Source organism: Pseudomonas sp. H3(2019) (assembly GCF_007713465.1).
In the GTDB taxonomy this organism is placed as follows: domain Bacteria; phylum Pseudomonadota; class Gammaproteobacteria; order Pseudomonadales; family Pseudomonadaceae; genus Aquipseudomonas.
The window spans coordinates 62,555-81,306 of record NZ_VMSG01000007.1; the positions used below are offsets into that span (position 1 = coordinate 62,555).

Genomic DNA, 18,752 nt, shown 5'->3' on the forward strand with positions numbered 1-18,752 from the left:
GATATTCAGTAGGCTGACGAGGCACATGCTTTGATAAGTAAGGTAGGTATCCATTGATGTGGCAGCAGCAGCTCGATCTCACTGGCTCGCTGCGTCGGCAACCGCGTCAGCACATCCTTGAGATACGCATACGGATCATGCCCATTCACGCGGGCTGACTGGATCAAGCTCATGATCGCCGCCGCCCGCCTACCGCTGCGTAGCGACCCGGCGAACAACCAGTTCGAGCGTCCAAGTGCCCACGGCCCTGCTGCAGCCCAAATGAACGAATTTACCCCTTATCTCGGCATAACCCCCAAGAGATCCAGCGGCTTGCCAAACGAAAAGTCAGGCACTAAGGTAGCGCCCTCTAACGACTGGCCCCGGACTTTGGGTGAGCGGTAGCGGCTACAGACAAAAAATCAAATGGCAGCGCACCCTCCTTTGGCGAGTACTTCACCGCACAAAGATAGCGCTGTCTCACTATCAAGGTGCCTGAGACTCGATAGAGTTTTCCTTGAAAGTAACAATCACAAGAAAGAGGAAGCCCGTGATGACGAACGCTAGTGCTAGCGCGACTGTCACCAACAGTTTGGCAACACCCAACACTCAACGGATGAGCATCTACGTGTTCGCGCTGTTTTTCATCCTCGGCAGCATCACCAGCCTTAACGATGTCCTGGTGCCAAAACTCAAGCACCTCTTCAGCCTCAGCTATACCGAGGCCATGCTTGTGCAGTCGTCATTCTTTTTTGCCTATTTCATTTTCGCCATACCCGCAGGCCTGCTCATTTCGCGAATCGGCTACATGAGAGCGGCCGTCCTCGGGTTGCTGCTGATGGCTGGTGGATGCCTGCTCTTCATTCCTGCCACCCAGTCCGCATTATTTCCAGCCTTCCTCGGCGCCCTCTTTGTGCTTGCGATTGGCGTGACAACCGTTCAGGTCGTTGCGAACCCGCTGCTTTCACTACTAGGAACCGCCGCAATGGCCCCCAGCCGCCTCACCCTCGGCCATGCATTCAATTCGCTGGGAACCACGGTCGCACCCTACCTGGGTGCCATGCTGATTCTGGGCTCCCTCAATGCGGTAGATACCTCCGCATTGTCGCCAGCAGAACTGACGTCCTTCCTGTCGCAGGAAGCCAGCGTGATCAGCAACACCTATGCAAGCATTACGCTCTTCATCTGCATCGTCGCCTTGATCGTCTGGCTGAAAAGAAATGAACTGCAACCGTCAACAAGACCTGAACGTCTCAATCCACTCGCTGCGCTCGACCTTCTAAAGCAGCCGCGCTTTGCACTCGGCACCGTTTGCATATTTCTCTATGTCGGCGCCGAAGTCACGATTGGCAGCCTCATCACCGACTACCTCATGCTGCCGACAACTCTGGCCCTTCCCGCCGAAGCCGCAGGCAAGCATGTTGCCTTCTATTGGGGTGGCGCCCTGGTTGGCCGCTTTATCGGCTCGGCGCTGATGCGCACTTTCGCGCCCGGGAAACTGCTGGCCTTTGCCGCCACGGCAGTCATTGTGCTGTTGACGATCTCTGCCACCACACAAGGCGTTGTTGCCGGATGGTCGCTGCTGGCCGTCGGGCTGTTCAACTCCATCATGTTTCCGACGATCTTTACCCTTGCGACCGCAGGGCTCGGTCATCGCGCGGCGGAAGGTTCGGGCCTGTTCTGTTGCGCCATTGTTGGCGGGGCATTTATTCCGCCATTGACGGGGTATGCGGCCGACCTCACGACGCTCGCGATGGCATTGAGCGTGCCAGCGACCTGTTATGCCGGCATCGCAATCTACGGTTGGTATGCCCGCGCTCCGAAGCACTAGCATTCCCTGGCGCGCGGCTAGCCCATTGGTAGAAGCTAACGATCCGATTCAACCGCTTGTTCGCCGTACCAGGATCTCAGGGCACTGGCGCGATTGCGCCGGTGCCCCTTGTCAGCCATCAGATTACTTTGACCCTGTTTTATCCAGCGCCGTGGCGATGACACTGCCCATTCGCGTAGGTTGGGGATCGTTCTGGTGCTGCACTGCGTTGACAGCCCACTCCTCGAGACGCACCCGGTCTCGCTGGAAGATCATCATGTGCGTCGAACCGCCAAACTCGAAGTGTCCGATTTCGGTACCACGGGTGATGCTGACGGGTTCAGCCCCCTCATCGACGATGAACTCTGGCTCGATAATGCACGTCGACACCTCGACCATCCCTATGCAGATGAGCCCGACGTAGCCGCATGCCGGGTGCTCGAAGATGAAGATGGCACGGGCTGCAACATGGCCGAGGTAAGGCTGCGATTCGGTACCTTCCCAGGTGCCACTGTCCTCGCCTTGTCCCGGGCGCTGTGCGAAGTAGGTTCCCGGCTGCACCCATGAACGCACAAGGGTGCCGTCCAGCGGTGCGTTCCAACGGTGGTAGTGTGTCGCCGACAGGAACCCCTGGTAGATTTGTCCCCCCTCGAAGGGCTTCGCCCACCGTTCCTGTCCCCCGAAAATGTCGAGCAAGGAGTAGTTGACATCCTTGATCCAGAAGTCGCTCTCGAACGAGACGTTATTTTCGTATTGCCACGGCGTGGTCTCACAGCCAATGTCGATCTGGGTCGTTGGATCTCCCAGGAACGGACGTGCGCCGGACACGAACTTGCGGATAAAAAATGAGTTCCATGAATCAAAACCATACCCCGGCTTCTCGGGATCACACTCCATTTCATCCCACACACCGGCCTTCCACGCAGCTTCGGAGATCCAAGAGCCTTCTTTCTCGGGGTCATTGATGTCGAGCTTGTCGAGTGAGTCACTGCTCTTGAGGAACGTGTTCCACGCATTGAGCACCTTCTTGAATTGAAGGTTGAACGTCGTATCGTGGAACAGCGCGACGCCCGCTTTAGTGGCCATCGAAACCGCCAGGAAGCCATTCATTGGAGTACCGACCTGGGCCGTCGCATTGAAGGACGAGGACGTCGTGATGATCTCGTTGAGAATCTCGAAGAAGCTGTCGTAGCCTTTAATCCAGACAGCGTCGCCATCCTCGTCTTTGATCTCCTCCCTGGTTTTTTCATCAAGCGTCAGGACGAAAGCGTTCGACTGCTCGATCATCGACATAACCCACATGCGGTACACGCTGTGCGTTGTCACCCAAGCCTTGAATTCAGCTATCTGAGGTTGCATCGGGGTGAGCGTACCGGCCCTTTTTTTCGCGGCGATAAAGTCACGAAGCGGAACGAGGTACCTAGCAGTCGCCCACACGCGGTTGGGAACCCAGAAGCCCATCTGGATAGGCCCGGCATTCTCTAGCGTGAGCAAGCTGGACGAGGTCCCTTCTATGCGGGCTTCCTTCGAAGGCTGTTTTGGGTTTGATATCTGGTTATCGAATTGAGTCATTTCTTACTCCTTTAAATTTAGGGACTCCCAAAAATTCCATCCAGGCAATTTGTAGAGTCGCTATTCCAGACTGCGGTTGTGTAACGACTAGCTATAAACAGCCCCCACAAGGGGCAAGAACTCACACCTTCAGGTGTGATAACGATTTAACGGGCTGGGTGGGCAACATTCCTTGTTCCCTGTCCAGGGAGGGGTGTTGCCGCGTCCGGATGACCGTATAGAAGTGTTGTTCACAATAGTTGGTAACGCCGTTCTCGCTAGCTTTTGACTGAAAGCGGGCACATTTATTTTCCAGAAGCTTAATGGTTTCTTTGACCTAGAGCCGCCGGTCATGAAGCGCATCTTTCGGCTGATCGTGTTGAAAAAGTCGGATTTTCAGATCGCCAGAACTCAGTCACTACCACCATCGGAGACGCAATTGTGGTTCTTCAGTAATTCCGCTTGCAGGCCTAAGAGCCGCGGCAGGCGGCCTCAGCAGGAAAAGCAAGCCGCCCCTCTGCTCCTGCAACACCTGGAACAAGCTGTTCAGTGGCTGGAACAAGAGGCGGGACAAGCAGCCGCGCAGCACGACCTGACAGGCATGTTGCGCAGTCGGCGTGATATTGCGTTGGTGCTGATTGGGTTCTGGCGCGGGTTTCGCGGCGATGAATTGTCACGACTCAGGGTCGAGCATATTCAGGCTGAAACCGGCTCAGGGATTACCTTCTACCTGCCGCACAGCAAAGGTGATCGTCAGCACCTGGGAACGACCTTCCGTACGCCAGCCTTGAGAAGCTGCTAATGGCTGGGATGTAAAAGCACTGATGACGTACGTCGGCTGGAAGGACATGAAATCGGCTATGCGCTATATCGACACGGCCGACTCATTTGGGGAATTAGCGATGGAGCATTCGCCCTATCCTTCGCTAATGCCAAGAAAATATTCCAGCACTCTCGCCGAAACGCTCTAGGAAGTGGCATTAATTCAGGTTGCCTGATAACCGCTCAATAGCTGAGTTCACTCTTGCCTGACAATATCGACCGAGATCTCCACCGCCGCAATCGTTCCTCTGTTCTCAAGCCAGTGCGTGGTGTTCCTGTCCTCGGGCCAGCCCACTCCCGGCCCGTAGTCCGTGGCGACTCCATTTCGATGGTCAGTGATCGTTCCTTGCAGAATGTAGACGATGCCTGGTCGGTCTTTATGGTTGTGAACCGGACCGAAGACGCCTCCAGGCTCGATGGTTACCATACGCATTCGAAATTGGTGTCCTGCCATGCCCTCGATCTCGGGACCAAGGTCAACCGTGGCAAGTAACTTCACCGCAACACCTTTCGTTTCAGGTGCAACTTGCTCGTTGCTCATCGTGTTCTCCTCTCTGTACAGACAGGGCCTAGCTGAAAGTAGACACCCTAAAAGGCTAACCGGGGTCCTATCGTAACGCTACGGGGCCATATAACGGTCTCGGCTCCGACCAGATGCACGCATTTATAGGGTTTCAGCTTCGCGATGCGGTCATGCGCACTGACCGACATCATGCGGCTGCCGCTCCGGCGCGATTGAGAAATGTCCGGCGACTGACTTGTTCCAATGTACTGGAGTCGTCAGCAATCGATTCATGATCAATGTCCATCAGCGTGATCCCCTTACTTCACCATGCCAAGCTGTTGCAGCAGGGTCAGGTTATCTTCGAGATGCCAGTTCTCGGCGATACGACCTTCGACGACGCGATAGATGTCCGTCGCGATGAAATCGATCGTCTGCCCTTTGCCCTGAACACCCTTGAACTGGCCGGTAAAGTGACCGGTGAAACGCAAATGAGCGATGACCCGGTCGCCGACCACCATCATCTGCTCCACTTCACACTGGATATCGGGAATCGCCGCATGCATCGTTTTCGATGCCGCGATCGGTCCTGTGATGCCTTGGGGGCGACCTGGCGGCAGTGTCGAATCCTTGAAGTCGGGTATCAGGGCCGCGCGAGCGAGCGCTTCGTCGCCGGTGGTCCAGAACGTTCCATAACGACGTGCAGCCAGGATCTGCTCCTCGACCTGCGCCTTTGCAAGACTATGGTCGACGATCACCGTGCGGGGCTGGACGAGCGGATCGGTCGCGGCGAAGACGGGGCTCACCGCAACGGCGACCAGGGAAGAGAGCAACCAGCAACGTGCGTGGGTCGGGCGTGCAACAGGGAAAAGTGACATCAGGAGTCTCCAATCGTTGATTCATGTCGCCATTCTGTGCAGATCCCGCTTATTTGATAATTGACGTACTATTTGAATAACTTTCAAAAGATATCGAAATATCATGGACTACCTGGGCGACATCAGGCTGTTTGTCGAAGCCGCCAATCTGGGCGGATTGTCGGCCGCTGGCCGCAAACTCGGACTATCCCCCGCTGCCGCCAGTGCGCGCCTCGTCAAGCTCGAATCGGTGTTGCATACGCGTCTATTCGAGCGCACGACACGCCACCTGCGCTTGACGGATGAGGGGCAGGCGTATTTGGCCTATTGTCAGCAGGCACTCCAGGCACTCGATGATGGCCATGCCTTTCTACAGGCCGGGAAAAGCGTCGTGGGGGGTAAGGTGCGAATTTCCGCAACCTCGGATTTCGGTCGCAACGTGCTGAAGAACTGGCTTGACCAGTTCAACACGCAATACCCCGAGGTGAAGTTCGCGTTAGTGCTGTCGGATTCGTTGTCGCATTTGTTGCAAGACGATATCGATCTCGCCATCCGATTTGGTGTGCCACCGGACAGCTCCTTCGTTGCCCGCCCCCTGGCACCCAACCGGCGCGTGCTGTGCGCATCGCCCCAATATCTAGCAACCCATGGCGCCCCCGAGCATCCACGGGATCTGGAGCATTTCGACTGCATTGTCCTCAACGCTGTTGCCGGGCTCGCGAACGAATGGCGCTTTACCCGAAATGGCAAAGTCGACAGTTATACGGTCCCGCTCGCAAACGCTCGCGAGACGAATGACGGCGCGGTCGCTCGAGAATGGGCAGTTCACGGTTACGGCATTGCAATGAAATCACTGTGGGATATTGGCCCGGACCTGCGAGCAGGACGCTTGCAGATCCTGTTGCCGGAGTGGCGAACTGCGGAGGCGCCAGTACATGCCCTGTATCAACGCAACCGGTACATGGCGCCCCGCGTACGTGCCCTTCTGGATTTTCTGGCCGAGCGCTTTGCAGAAGAATCCAGCCACCTGGACGACTACTTGAGCTGACAGCTACGCCAGATCAAGAACCTTCAAAAGGACTGCAAAGAGGATGTACAACAACACCATCGATGCCAATAGCCAGCGCGAAATGATGCCCTTTCGGAAAGCGAAGAACATGATGCCCACACCTATCAAGGTGATAATTGCTGCCAGAACCAGCGACGTGTCCAGCGCCCAAGACGTAAAGAACAACCCGAATGCGGTGGGCACTGTGGCTTGAATCATCATGGCGCCACTGATGTTGGCCAAGGCCAGTCGGTGTTTACCCTGCCGAACCCAGATGATGGCATTCAGTGTTTCAGGTAGTTCGGTAGCAATTGGGCTGAGCAACAGGGCCAGCAGTTGTGGGTGAATACCCAGCATTGGCCCCAGGACATCGAGTTGTCCCACAAAGAAGTGAGAGGCCGCGAAGATAACCGCCAATGCGATAAGCGTTTGAATCACCGCCGCCGAGGTCGACGGAGTCGCTTTGCCTGGCGCAAGTTTCAGGGGCTCAAGTTCATGCTCTTCTTCATCCTGCCCGCCACGCATTTCCTTCCAGAAATACGCCGCATAGGCCGCCAGGAAAAGCACCCCCAACCAGGGTTTGTAGACGAACACGACAAGACCGAGCGCAATCTTCGCCACAAAGATTGCGAGGAACCATCCTTGATCGCGGCTGAGTCGTTTGAAGTCCTGACGGATGGCCTCGGTATTCGCCAGGCGCTGACGACACAGCAAGAGTGTTACACCGACTACCGCATAGGCGATCGTCGCCAAAACCAGAGGGCCGCCAAGTGCAGCACCGACACCGAGGGACTTCTGCTCTGGTGTGTCGCCAAACACAACGGCAATAAACGTGATGACGCTTTCGGGTAACGCCGTACCAAAGGCCGCCAGAATGGAACCAGTGGCTTGTTGCCCGACCGCAAGTTTGCGACCGACCCACTCGATGCCATTGACGAAGTATTCACAAGCCAGATAGATGACAACCGCGGAGCCCAACAGCAACGCAAACGTCATGGGCATTGAATGCATGAGGAAACCTGAGGGGCCGGACACAAGAGCCAATGGTTCAGACACCCGCGTCCGACCCACAGACAGGTATCTTCACCAATGGTCTTGCCAAGTCATGTGACCGGTCACGCCATGGCTTGCGAGCCAAGTATGTTGACGTGACCCCTTCCGGAAACGAAGGCGGCTACTCCCCAAGGGAGCGGCGATCCTAATGACGAAGCACAAAGGCGTCAACGGCTTAGTTGCAGGTACAACATATTAAATGACCACGAATAGAGTCGGCACTTCAAACTTCCGCCCTATTACTTTGTTGCAGGCCCATATATAGCTGGCGCGGGAGGTGCTTTAAACAGCCGACACAAATATTTGTAACATTATATGTTGCCAAAAACCTAAAATATCACTTTCTGAATGAACGCTGAACACTATCCATCGAGTGGGTTACAGCAAAGGTAATCCCTCTTATTCTTGTTCCGGACGTAATCCTTCAGGGGATTACCGAATATTCTTTAATGGCAATTATTATTGATGAGGTGATTAAACAGCGGCGAACTGACACCGGCGTTGCCCGACTCCAGATCGGTACCGCCCTGATGTATTTAATGTTGCAGTATCTCGTTCGGCGAGGCTCCTATACAAACACAGGTCACTGATCTGACGACGTCGAGAGACGCCCAAGGTTAAGACAGGCTCTATCGGATTAAGGTTTAGCCCAAAGTGACTTCCGGCCGGAGTGGCCCGGATACGTTGTACAGTGCCAAAACTTAGACGTGGAGATCGCTTTCTGCACTCTCTTCTCTGGTTTACGCCCCTATGTGAGAACTGTTTGTGGTCAAAACAGCTATGGGGACTACCTCAAATGTCAATGGCAAGCGCTACCCCTTCCACCTTCAAGGATATCCGCCTGAAAGACACAGTAGTGTCTTACATGAGCCCTCTGCTCATCACCGTGAATGGCAACATGACGGTGGACCAGGCTAGGGAACATCTGCTCAAGCAACTGCCGGACGATGATATTCCGGCCCACATTTTTGTCACCGATCCGCATAGCACGTTGCATGGCCAGTTGTCGGTCAAAACACTGCTTACCGAGAAAAACACCGACCTTTGTGTCCGCGATCTGATGAAGCCCATCCGCTTTTCGGTTTCGCCGAATCAACTCCGGCACGATGTCGCCCCGGAGCTGATCGAGAAAGGCGTGGACATCGTTCCCGTGGTCAGCGAAGGCCGACTGCTGGGTGTGCTGTATGAAAAGGAAATCGCAGCACTGATTCAAGACGAAGGCACCGACGACGCCCAACGCCAGGGAGCAAGCCTGCCTCTGGAAACGCCCTACCTCAGCACCAGCCCGTGGAGCTTGTGGAAAAAGCGTTTGCCATGGCTACTGCTACTGTTTCTCGCCGAAGCCTACACCAGCACCATCTTGCAAGTATTCGAAGAGCAGCTCGAAGCCGCCATCGCCCTGGCCTTCTTCATTCCCCTGCTGATTGGCACTGGCGGCAACAGCGGCACCCAGATCACTTCCACGCTGGTACGGGCCATGGCCCTGGGCGAAGTCAGCCTGCGAAATGTCGGTACGGTGCTGCGCAAGGAAGTGACCACCTCCTTCATGATCGCACTGGCGATCGGTATCGTGGCCTGGATCCGGGCGTGGATGCTGGGCGTGGGATCGGAGATCGCCATGGTGGTCTGTCTGACGCTGGTCGCCATCACCATCTGGAGCGCCATCGTCTCCTCCATCATCCCGATGCTGTTAAGAAAAATGCGCATTGATCCGGCAGTGGTCTCTGCTCCCTTCATCGCGACCTTTATCGACGGTACCGGCCTGGTCATCTATTTCAACATCGCCAAACTGGTGATGACCGACCTGCCGGCTTAAGCCACCCGCCAGACCGCCCCGAATCGCCAGATCCCGGGGCGGCCTTGTCTTTGAAAAAATGGCGGAAAGCAGCAGGAGTCGAACCTGCCCGGGAACGGCTGCCGTCCCCAACCGGGTTTGAAGCCCGGCCGCGCCACCGGACGCGATTGCCTTCCTTGAAATCAGTCCTCGGGTCGCTGTGCCAGGGCGTTGTCCGCACGGATGCGACGCTCGTCGCCAAGCCGTCGGGTCAAGCCGATCCGGTCGAAGAACTCGAGTATCTGGATGCTGCGCTTGCGGCCGATCCCTACCTTGTCGCGAAACGCCGCCGCCTGAATCAGCGGATTGTCGTCGACCAGTTGCATCAGCATAGCCGCCAGCTGGTGCACCGACGCATCGAGGTAAAACAAGTCACGGACGACCTGGTGAACCAGCCCTAGTCTCGCCATTTTGCGCAGCAGCAAACGCACGGCAGCTTCGTCACGGCCAATGGCCTTGGCCAGGTTGCGCACCCAGGGTGGATCGAAGCCAGCTTGCTCGATCAATGGCTGCAACTGCTGCCACATGGCCTCGTCTTCTTCACTCAGTCGCACCTGGTGTTCGGGTAAGTGCAGCCACGGTCCACTGACTGCAATGGCGCCGCTGGACAGCAGTTCGTCGAGCAGACAGATGAACGTCGGTCGGTCCAGCGACATGGCCGAAAACCGCCGCAAGCGATCCCGGTCCGGGCCCAGCTCATCCGGTTCAAGTTGATGAAAGTGTGCCAGGTGCTCCAGCAACGTGATTTTCAGCGTCTCCCAGCGTTCGGTGTTGAACAATAACGGACCTTGGCGCGTGGCAATGACACGGACATCCGCCGGCAATTGCCAGGTGCTGCGCAGGCGATTGAACTGGCGTTCCAAGCGCAATGGATCGAGCCCGGCGTCACTATTGGCAAGCAGCACTGGCAGTATTTGCTCCAGGCTTTCGCCGGTGGCCAGCGCTTGCAACTGCACCAGCCTGGCCGGACTGCGGCGCTGGCGGGCCGGTGCAAACGGGTCGAGCACTCGCCCGCCGCCGAGGGTGCGCCGCGCACTCTGATCACGCAGAACCAGACGGTCGCCATGCACCGCCTGCAGCGAAGTGTTCAACAACAGTTGCGCGAACATCCGCGCCCCCGGTTCCAGGCGCGTGCCCTCCAGCAAGGCGACCCGGGCGGTGACGTCCTGAGTGCCCAGATGCACATGCACCGGACTGAAATGTTCGAAGGCACGTGGTTCGCTGGTCAACAACTGCATCTCGATGTCCAGGCGCTGTGTAGGTGCGAACAGCCACTCGGCCAGCAGCCAGTCACCGCGATGGATTTGTTCCAGGGCCAGGCGTTCGGCACTCAGGTTCAACGCCACCCGCTGCCCGGCCCACGCCTCGACGACGACGTGATTCTGCGCATGCAAACTCCGCACTCGCACCGGCTTGCCGGTCTGGCCCAGCAGGAGTGTGTCGCCCACCCTCACCTGCCCGGCCAGCGCTGTGCCGGTGACCACAATACCGGCGCCGGCGACGCTGAAAGCGCGGTCGATTGCCAGACGGAATCCCCCGCTGGCGCTACGCTGCCTGACTTCACGCTGGGCAACCAACAATGCCTGGCGCAGGGCTTCAATGCCCTCCCCGGTCAGGCTCGACACGGTGAACTGCGGCGCGTCGCAATAGGGCCCCGGCGCGAGCAATGCGGCGACCTCGGTTTGTACTGACTGCACCCGTGCCGGCTCGACCCGGTCGCATTTGCTGATCACCACCAGTGCCCGTGGAATCCCCAGCAGCTCGACAATCGCCAAATGCTCGCGGGTCTGGGGCATGACCCCGTCATCGGCGGCCACCACCAGCAACACCAGGTCAATGCCCTGGGCACCGGCGAGCATGTTGTGGATGAAGCGTTCGTGACCCGGCACGTCGATAAAACCGGTCATCTCCGCCCCAGGTTCCAACGGTGCATAAAGGAAGCCCAGGTCGATGGTGATGCCGCGTTCGCGTTCTTCCCGATGGCGATCGCCGGCCTGTCCTGTCAGGGCTTTGAGCAAGGCCGTTTTGCCATGGTCGATGTGTCCAGCGGTGCCGACGATCACCTGGCCTCCCCCACTCCTTGCAGCTGGTCGAGTTGGGCAAGCCAGACCGCTTCGTCGTCCAGTTGGCGCAGGTCCAGCCACAGGGCATCGTCGTCGATGCGACCGAGCACCGGAATGGGCAAGGCCCGAAAAGCGGCTTCCAGGCCATGCAGTTGCCGACCACGCAAGCGTTTGGACACCTGCGGACGCAAGCACAAGGCGGCGCTTGGCAAGCGCGCAATCGGTTGGCTGCCGCTGCCGATCATGCCCAGTGCCGGTAACGCGGTTACCGCCCAGCCGTCGCCCAGTACGCGCGCCAGCAGCGGACACAGGCGTTCGGCCTGAGCGAGGATATCGGCTTGCGGGCGGGTGAGCAGGCGCAGGCTGGGCAAGCGCTCGGCCAATCGATCGGGATCACGGTACAACCCCAGCACGGCCTCGAGGGCGGCCAAGGTCAGTTTGTCCACGCGCAAGGCCCGTTTGAGCGGATTTTTCTTGATTCGGGCGATCAACTCCTTGCGACCGACGATCAGTCCCGCCTGAGGACCTCCAAGCAATTTGTCACCGCTGAAGGTGACGATATCGGCCCCGTCGGCCAGCGCCTGGCGCACTGTCGGTTCGGCGGGCAGGCCCCAGCGGGTCAGGTCCAGCAGACTGCCGCTGCCCAGATCTTCAAGCAATGGCAGCCCGTGCCGGTGGGCCAGTTGCGCCAGTTCAGCGGTCGGCACCTGGGCAGTAAAGCCCTGAATGCTGTAATTGCTCGCGTGGACGCGCATCAACAAACCGCTGCGTGGGCCGATGGCGGCTTCGTAGTCACGGGGATGGGTGCGGTTGGTGGTGCCGACTTCATGCAGCCTGACCCCGGCCCGCGCCATGATGTCGGGGATGCGGAATGCCCCGCCGATTTCGATCAGCTCGCCACGGGAGATGATCCCCTCTTTGCGCGCGCCCAGGCTGTTGAGCGCGAGCAACACGGCGGCTGCATTGTTGTTGACCACCGTCACCGCCTCGGCACCGGTCAGTTCACGTATCAAGCCTTCAATCAGATCATCACGATCACCACGCTCACCACTCGCCAGGTCGAATTCCAGATTCAGCGGATAACGGGCAGCCTGTTGCACCGCCTCGATCGCTTCCTCCGGCAACAGTGCCCGACCGAGGTTGGTATGCAGTACCGTGCCGGTAAGATTGAACACTCGCCGTACCCGGCTTCGGTGCTGGGTTGCCAGGCGTTCGCCGGCCCTCCCCGCCAATACCTGAGCCGTGAGCTCAATGGCGTCAAGCTGACCCCGTTGAACCGGTTCACGCACATCGTCGAGCAACTGGCGCAGGGTCGCGAGCAAGGCATCGCGGCCATAACGTTCAGCCAGCGGCTGGCAGGCGGCGTTGCGCAACAGGCTATCGATGGAAGGTAAACGCGCGGGGACGCTGGCAAGTTTTACGGGCATCAAGGAGCTCCCTGAAACGGTTTACCGTCGCGGGAGTGGAATCAAACAGGCTCCGGTCCCGGAAACCTGAGTGTAGCCGCTGTGATCAATCTCCCCCGGGCGCCAGCATCAGGTTCGGTGCCAGCCGCTGGTAGCCTTCCAGGTCCAGGCGCATGTCCAGCGTCAAGCTGGCGAGGTCCGTTGAGAGGGCTTCGGCCTCAGCGTCGTTTTCCAGGTACAGCAGTTTCAGGTAGCTGTTGCAGCCGGGGCAGATTTCAGCCCGCAGTGGCGCCTGGCTGGCCGTATGCCGATCATCCTCGAAACTGACGTATTTGAGTCCTTTGCTTTGCTCGCAGTAGACGCATTTGACCCGCACCACATGCCATTCGCAGGCACACAGCGAACACACCAGGTAACGCAACCCGTTGTATTTTCCCCGCTGGTAAATCACCCCGGCCATGGCCGGCGAACCGCAGGCCGGGCATTGGCCAAGGCTGGCGCAAGGCTTCAGTTCGCCCGCCGGCAGGCTGAGCAACCAGTGGCTCCATGCCGCCTGCAAGGCCGCGCCGAGAAACGGCACCAACGCCGCCGGCAGCCCTGCATACTGACCGCTGAGCAAGGCAATTGCCCAGACTTTGCGCTGCCCGACACTGGCGTTGTACAAGGTCGCCACGGCACTTTTCACCGCCGAGCGCGGCGGTGCCTGGTAACGCCGCAGCAAGGTTTCCAGATATGGCAGCCAGCCGTCTTCGCGCACCAGACTGTCGGCGGCCAGAGGCGGCAAGCCATGTTCCTGGCACAACAACAGACGCTCAGGGTCCGGCGCCGGGGCCAGCGGTGGCTCGTCCAACAGGCTTTGCTGGACGTGACACAGGTCGGCGGCCAGCCGCAGGAAATCGGCCAGTGGATGTCCGTTGGCCAGGCGCTCCAGGCGCTCAGCACGCAAGGTGAACAGGTTGTGCGGCGGCAGGCGCAGGAACGGCGGCGTGCTCGCCGCCGCCTCGATTTGTCCGGGCTCGAGTATCGTGCTCAAGGCATCATCCTTTCTTGCTTATCTGGCTGTCGGGGTTCTTGTCGCGCGTGACCTCGCGGTACCAGAGCGCATGATGTTTCTTCGCCCAGGCACGGCTGACCCAACCATGCAGCATCGCGCTGACCGAGCCCTTGATCCAGATGCCGGCGTAGATGTGCACGATGATGCTCAGCACCAGCACGAACGCCGCCAAGGCATGCAACAGCATCGCCAGGCGAATCGAGGTGATACCGAAGTATTGGCTGAAATAGACCCGCCAGATCACCACCCCGCTAAACAGAAGCACCAGCATGCAGGCCAGCAGGGTCCAGAACAGCAGCTTCTGCCCAGGGTTGTATTTGCCGATTGGCGGTACGCCCTCCTCTTCGTTGCGCATCACCCGGTTGAGCCGCTTGAGCCACAGGCGGTCATTGTCGATGAAAAAGTTGGCCCGCCAGAAGCGGATCACCAGCCCGAGGAAAAACACCAACATCAGCACACCCATGAAGGGGTGCAGGATCCGCGTCCAGGGCCCGCCGCCGAACAACTGGCTGAGCCAGAACAGCGACGGGTGGAACAGTGCCAGACCCGACAGGGCCGCCATGAAAAACAGAATCGCCACCAGCCAGTGGTTAGTGCGCTCATTGGCGTTGTAGCGCAGGATCGTTTTGTCTTTCATGGTCGCCTGTCCTCCTGCGATCCTGGCGTGTTCGGGTCATAGACATGCACAGTCGGGTCGACCTCATGCACGCTGGAGTCCTTGCCGGGCGGATGCCCGTCTTCCTCGACGCGCTGCGGGCCGATACGCACGTAATGAAAGAATCCCGCCAGCACCGCGGCCCCCATGGCCAACAACGCCAGTGGTTTGCTCATGCCTTTCCACAGCCCGACCAATGGACTGATGGCCGGCTGATTCGGCAAGCCGGCGTACAGCGATGGTTGGTCGGCGTGATGCAGGACGTACATCACGTGGGTGCCGCCGACGCCGGCGGGATCGTAGAGACCGGCGTTCTCGAAGCCCCGTGACTTGAGGTCAACGATGCGTTCGGCGGCGTGTTCTTTCATGTCCTCCTTGCTGCCGAACACGATGGCGCCGGTCGGGCAGGTCTTGACGCAGGCCGGTTCCAGTCCGACCGCCACCCGGTCCGAGCACAGCGTGCACTTGTAGGCCTTGTGGTCCTTTTGCGAAATGCGCGGAATGTTGAAGGGGCAGCCGGTGATGCAATAACCGCAGCCGATGCAATGATCCTGATCGAAGTCGACGATGCCATTGGCGTGCTTGATGATCGCCCCGGGACTTGGGCAGGCTGCGAGGCAGCCGGGTTCCGCGCAGTGCATGCAGCCGTCCTTGCGGATCAGCCATTCGAGGTTGCCGGCGTCGGTTTCGTGTTCGGTGAAGCGCATCAGGGTCCAGGTCTCGGCGCTGAGGTCCTGAGGGTTGTCGTAGGTTCCATGGTTGTGACCGACCTCGTCGCGCAATTCATTCCATTCCGAGCAGGCCACCTGGCAGGCCTTGCAACCGATGCATTTGGTGGTATCGATGAGTTTGGCGACTTCCTCCTGTTGACGTACCGAGGGCGGCAAGGTGGTGGTGGCCGAACGGGCAATGATGTCTTGGTTGGCCATCAGATTTTCTCCACATTGACCAGGAACGACTTGGATTCCGGGGTCTGTGTATTGCCGTCACCGAGGAACGGCACCAGGGTGTTTGTCAGGTAGCCATGCCGGGTTGCCCCGGTGAAACCCCAGTGCAACGGAATGCCAATCTGGTGCACGGTCTGGTTGTTGACTTGCAGCGGACGAATCCGCTTGGTCACCACCGCCACCGCCTCAATATGCCCGCGCTTGGAGCTGACCCGTACCCGATCGCCTGGGGCAATCCCCTTCTCCTTGGCCAGGGCTTCACCAATCTCGACGAACTGCTCGGGCTGGGTGATGGCATTGATCGGGCAATGCTTGGTCCAGAAGTGGAAGTGCTCGGTGAGCCGGTAGCTCGTGGCGGCATAGGGGAAATCCTTCGCCGTCCCGAGCGAGTCCCAGACCGAATCGAAGATGCGCCCGGCCGGGTTGCTGGTTGCCTTCTTGTTGGTGGGGTGCAGCGGATTGATGCCGATCGGCGTTTCGAACGGTTCGTAATGTTCCGGGAAGGGACCTTCGTTCATCTTGTCGAGGGCGAAGAAACGCGCCACCCCTTCGGGGTTCATGATGAACGGGTTCATGCCCGCGTCCGGCGGTACATCGGCCTTGTAGTCGGGCACGTCGGTACCGCCCCAGGTCTTGCCGTTCCACCACACCAGACGCTTTTTCGGGTCCCAGGGTTGGCCTTTCGGATCGGCCGAAGCGCGGTTGTAGAGAATGCGCCGGTTCATCGGCCAAGCCCAGGCCCATCCCAGGTTCTGCTTCATCCCGAAAGGGTCGCTGTTGTCGCGACGGGCCATCTGGTTGCCCTGCTCGGTCCAGCTGCCGCAGAAGATCCAGCAGCCCGATGCCGTGCTGCCGTCGTCCTTGAGCTGGGCGAAACCGGACAGCTGCTGCCCGGCCTTGAGCGTCGTGCCCGTGGCGTCGGTGACGTCGGCAATGGCGTAGCCATTGAACTCCTTGGCAAGCTCTTCCGGTGTCGGATCGTCAGGCACCTTGTAGGGCCAGTTGAGCTTGAGAATCGGCTCGGCGAAAGTCCCGCCGTTGGCCTGGTAGCGCTGACGCAAACGGATGAACAGCTCGCTCATGATCTTGATGTCGGTGCGTGCTTGTCCCGGGCCGTTGGCGCCCTTCCAGTGCCATTGCAGCCAGCGGCCACTGTTGACCAGTGAGCCGTCCTCTTCGGCGAAACAGGTGGTGGGCAGGCGGATGACTTCGGTCTGGATGCCGGCCGTTTCGACATCGTTGTAAGGCCCGACATTGCGCCAGAATTCCGAAGTCTCGGTGGCGAGCGGGTCCATCACCACCAGCCACTTGAGTTTGGCCAGCGCGGCCATCACCCGGTTCTTGTCAGGCAAGGCGGCGATAGGATTGAAGCCCTGGCAGACGTAGCCGTTGACCTGCCCGCTGGACATCATGTCGAACACTTTCAGGATGTCGTAGCCGGGGATATCGAGCTTCGGCAGCCAGTCGTAGCCCCAGTGGTTGTCGGCGGTAGCGTTGGCGCCGTACCAGGCCTTCATCAGGCTGACGTGGAACTTGCCGTAGTTTTGCCAGTAGGACAATTGCCCGGGCCGCAACGGTTTGAGCGCACGCTTGGCAATGTAAGCGTCGTAGTCCTGTTCGGCATCGCCCGGCAGGGTCAGGTAGCCGGGCAGCAGGTTCGACAGCAACCCAAGGTCGGTCAGGCCCTGGATGTTGGAGTGCCCGCGCAGCGCATTGACGCCCCCACCCGGCATGCCAACGTTGCCCAGCAGCAGTTGCACCATGGCCGCACTGCGAATCATCTGCGAGCCGGTCGAATGCTGGGTCCAGCCCAGCGCATAGAGAATCGTCATGGTCTTGCCCGGTTGCGAGCAGGTGGCGATTTCTTCCCAGATTTTCATTATGGCGTCTTGCGGCATGCCGCAGATCAGGCTCGTCAGTTCCAGGGTGTAGCGGCTGTAGTGCTGCTTCATCAACTGGTAGACGCAACGCGGGTGCAGCAGGGTCGGATCGACTTTGGCGAAACCGTCCTCGCCGATTTCATAGCCCCAGCTGGACTTGTCGCTGTAAGTGCGCTTGGTTGCGTCGTAGCCGGTAAACAGCCCGTCCTCGAAGCCAAAGTCGGCTTTGACGATGAACGACACGTCCGTATAGGCGTGCACGTACTCGTGCTGGATCTTGTTTTCGGTGAGCAAATAGTTGATCAGACCGCCCATGAAGGCGATGTCGGTGCCGGTGCGGATCGGCGCGTAATAGTCGGCCACCGAGGCGGTGCGGGTGAAACGCGGGTCGATCACGATCAGCCGCGCCTGGTTGTGCGCTTTGGCTTCGGTCACCCATTTAAAGCCACAAGGGTGGGCTTCGGCGGCGTTACCGCCCATGACCAGAACCAGATTCGCGTTGGCGATATCCGTCCAGTGGTTGGTCATCGCACCTCGGCCATACGTTGGGGCAAGACTTGCCACCGTCGGGCCATGTCAGACACGTGCCTGGTTATCGAACCCCAGCATGCCCAGACTGCGAACGACCTTGTGAGTCATGTAACCGGCTTCGTTGGAGGACGCCGAGGCGGCGAGAAAACCCGTCGTCAGCCAACGGTTGACCGTCTGGCCCTGGGCATTCTTCTCGATGAAGTGGGCATCGCGATCAGCCTTCATCAGGTCGGCGATGCGATCCAGCGCTTCATCCCAGGACACCCGCGTCCACTCCTTGCTGCCCGGCTTGCGTACCTGCGGATATTGCAGTCGGCTGGGGCTATGGACGAAGTCCAGCAGGCCTGCGCCTTTGGGGCACAGCGTGCCGCGATTGACCGGGTGGTCGGCATCCCCTTCAATGTGGATGATGCTCTGGCTGACGTTCTTGGCCGCATCGCCTTGGCTGTACATGATCAAGCCGCAACCCACCGAACAGTAGGGGCAGGTATTGCGGGTTTCATGGGTATGGGCCAGCTTGAAGTGGCGGACTTGCTCGGCGAAGGCTGGCGCGGGGGCCATACCCAGCGCAGCCAGGCTGGAGCCTCCAAGGCCGATAGCGGCGACCTTGAAGAACTGACGACGGTTGAGGTCCATCGTGCGCTCCTGATCAGGTGGAGTTACCCGGAACTGCCCGGGAAATCTTGGACGAACACGGTGACTGAACGACGGCCGCCGACACTTGAAACTATAGTCAAGATTGCACGGGATGTAATGAAAC

14 protein-coding genes, 1 tRNA gene, 1 pseudogene and 2 riboswitches are annotated in these 18,752 nt (G+C 59.0%); of the genes and pseudogenes, 4 read left to right on the forward strand and 12 right to left on the reverse strand.

Going from position 1 to position 18,752, the window contains the following annotated elements; translation table 11 throughout:
- Positions 1–5: 5 nt before the first annotated feature.
- Positions 6–245: pseudogene (locus FPT12_RS09345) on the reverse strand (transposase domain-containing protein); the annotation flags it as partial.
- A 287-nt stretch (positions 246–532) separates the two neighbouring features.
- Between FPT12_RS09345 and FPT12_RS09350 the strand changes: the two are divergent.
- Complete coding sequence (locus FPT12_RS09350; RefSeq protein ID WP_145015923.1) at positions 533–1,810, forward strand: sugar MFS transporter; 1,278 nt, start codon at positions 533–535, stop codon at positions 1,808–1,810.
- 123 nt (positions 1,811–1,933) lie between these two features.
- On the opposite strand, the gene FPT12_RS09355 is transcribed toward FPT12_RS09350, so the two are convergent.
- The gene (locus FPT12_RS09355) at positions 1,934–3,361 is read right to left on the reverse strand and encodes a phosphatidylserine decarboxylase family protein (RefSeq protein WP_145015925.1); all 1,428 of its coding nucleotides are present in this window, start codon (positions 3,359–3,361) and stop codon (positions 1,934–1,936) included.
- 331 nt (positions 3,362–3,692) lie between these two features.
- Between FPT12_RS09355 and FPT12_RS09360 the strand changes: the two genes are divergently transcribed.
- On the forward strand, positions 3,693–4,142 hold the full coding sequence (locus tag FPT12_RS09360; RefSeq protein ID WP_145015927.1) for a hypothetical protein: 450 nt from the start codon (positions 3,693–3,695) through the stop codon (positions 4,140–4,142).
- Positions 4,143–4,358: 216 nt separating this feature from the next.
- Here the strand turns inward: FPT12_RS09360 and FPT12_RS09365 are convergent, their stop codons facing one another.
- Positions 4,359–4,703 (reverse strand): cupin domain-containing protein, encoded by a 345-nt coding sequence (locus FPT12_RS09365; protein WP_145015929.1) that lies wholly within the window; start codon positions 4,701–4,703, stop codon positions 4,359–4,361.
- A 281-nt stretch (positions 4,704–4,984) separates the two neighbouring features.
- Positions 4,985–5,542 carry an ester cyclase gene (locus FPT12_RS09370; RefSeq protein WP_145015931.1) on the reverse strand — a complete coding sequence of 186 codons (558 nt, stop codon included), beginning with the start codon at positions 5,540–5,542 and terminating at the stop codon, positions 4,985–4,987.
- Positions 5,543–5,645: 103 nt separating this feature from the next.
- On the opposite strand from FPT12_RS09370, the gene FPT12_RS09375 reads away from it, so the two are divergent.
- On the forward strand, positions 5,646–6,569 hold the full coding sequence (locus FPT12_RS09375; protein WP_145015933.1) for a LysR family transcriptional regulator: 924 nt from the start codon (positions 5,646–5,648) through the stop codon (positions 6,567–6,569).
- 3 nt (positions 6,570–6,572) lie between these two features.
- Here FPT12_RS09375 and FPT12_RS09380 read toward each other — a convergent pair whose 3' ends face one another.
- Positions 6,573–7,565, reverse strand: a complete 993-nt coding sequence (locus tag FPT12_RS09380) for a sodium:calcium antiporter (RefSeq protein ID WP_256676683.1) — start codon at positions 7,563–7,565, stop codon at positions 6,573–6,575.
- Between the two features lie 33 nt (positions 7,566–7,598).
- Positions 7,599–7,757: riboswitch (yybP-ykoY riboswitch) on the reverse strand.
- Positions 7,758–8,166: 409 nt separating this feature from the next.
- Positions 8,167–8,342: riboswitch (M-box (ykoK) riboswitch) on the forward strand.
- A 145-nt stretch (positions 8,343–8,487) separates the two neighbouring features.
- Between FPT12_RS09380 and FPT12_RS09385 the strand changes: the two genes are divergently transcribed.
- On the forward strand, positions 8,488–9,438 hold the full coding sequence (locus FPT12_RS09385; protein WP_218570716.1) for a magnesium transporter: 951 nt from the start codon (positions 8,488–8,490) through the stop codon (positions 9,436–9,438).
- Between the two features lie 59 nt (positions 9,439–9,497).
- On the opposite strand, the gene FPT12_RS09390 is transcribed toward FPT12_RS09385, so the two are convergent.
- From FPT12_RS09390 to fdnG, 7 genes are all read right to left on the reverse strand, one after another.
- Positions 9,498–9,593 (reverse strand) — tRNA-Sec (locus FPT12_RS09390).
- 6 nt (positions 9,594–9,599) lie between these two features.
- Positions 9,600–11,519, reverse strand: coding sequence for a selenocysteine-specific translation elongation factor (gene selB / locus FPT12_RS09395; protein ID WP_145015937.1), 1,920 nt, complete (start codon positions 11,517–11,519; stop codon positions 9,600–9,602).
- A complete protein-coding gene (selA, locus tag FPT12_RS09400) occupies positions 11,516–12,946 on the reverse strand; it encodes an L-seryl-tRNA(Sec) selenium transferase (RefSeq protein WP_145015939.1) in 1,431 nt (476 codons plus the stop codon). Before selA ends, selB begins: the two co-directional genes overlap by 4 nt.
- A gap of 85 nt (positions 12,947–13,031) precedes the next feature.
- Positions 13,032–13,958, reverse strand: coding sequence for a formate dehydrogenase accessory protein FdhE (gene fdhE, locus FPT12_RS09405; protein WP_145015941.1), 927 nt, complete (start codon positions 13,956–13,958; stop codon positions 13,032–13,034).
- Positions 13,959–13,962: 4 nt separating this feature from the next.
- Positions 13,963–14,616, reverse strand: coding sequence for a formate dehydrogenase subunit gamma (locus FPT12_RS09410; protein ID WP_145015943.1), 654 nt, complete (start codon positions 14,614–14,616; stop codon positions 13,963–13,965).
- Positions 14,613–15,563, reverse strand: a complete 951-nt coding sequence (fdxH, locus tag FPT12_RS09415) for a formate dehydrogenase subunit beta (protein ID WP_145015945.1) — start codon at positions 15,561–15,563, stop codon at positions 14,613–14,615. Before fdxH ends, FPT12_RS09410 begins: the two co-directional genes overlap by 4 nt.
- Positions 15,563–18,628, reverse strand: a complete 3,066-nt coding sequence (gene fdnG, locus FPT12_RS09420) for a formate dehydrogenase-N subunit alpha (RefSeq protein ID WP_145015947.1) — start codon at positions 18,626–18,628, stop codon at positions 15,563–15,565. The genes fdxH and fdnG overlap by 1 nt, the downstream gene beginning before the upstream one ends.
- Between the last annotated feature and the right edge of the window lie 124 nt (positions 18,629–18,752).

Coding starts and splice junctions, on each gene's coding strand:
- FPT12_RS09350 (WP_145015923.1), top strand. CDS start 533: ATGACGAACGCTAGTGCTAGCGCGACTGTCACCAACAGTTTGGCAACA.
- FPT12_RS09355 (WP_145015925.1), bottom strand. CDS start 3,361: ATGACTCAATTCGATAACCAGATATCAAACCCAAAACAGCCTTCGAAG.
- FPT12_RS09360 (WP_145015927.1), top strand. CDS start 3,693: ATGAAGCGCATCTTTCGGCTGATCGTGTTGAAAAAGTCGGATTTTCAG.
- FPT12_RS09365 (WP_145015929.1), bottom strand. CDS start 4,703: ATGAGCAACGAGCAAGTTGCACCTGAAACGAAAGGTGTTGCGGTGAAG.
- FPT12_RS09370 (WP_145015931.1), bottom strand. CDS start 5,542: ATGTCACTTTTCCCTGTTGCACGCCCGACCCACGCACGTTGCTGGTTG.
- FPT12_RS09375 (WP_145015933.1), top strand. CDS start 5,646: ATGGACTACCTGGGCGACATCAGGCTGTTTGTCGAAGCCGCCAATCTG.
- FPT12_RS09380 (WP_256676683.1), bottom strand. CDS start 7,565: ATGACGTTTGCGTTGCTGTTGGGCTCCGCGGTTGTCATCTATCTGGCT.
- FPT12_RS09385 (WP_218570716.1), top strand. CDS start 8,488: ATGAGCCCTCTGCTCATCACCGTGAATGGCAACATGACGGTGGACCAG.
- selA (WP_145015939.1), bottom strand. CDS start 12,946: ATGCCCGTAAAACTTGCCAGCGTCCCCGCGCGTTTACCTTCCATCGAT.
- FPT12_RS09410 (WP_145015943.1), bottom strand. CDS start 14,616: ATGAAAGACAAAACGATCCTGCGCTACAACGCCAATGAGCGCACTAAC.
- fdxH (WP_145015945.1), bottom strand. CDS start 15,563: ATGGCCAACCAAGACATCATTGCCCGTTCGGCCACCACCACCTTGCCG.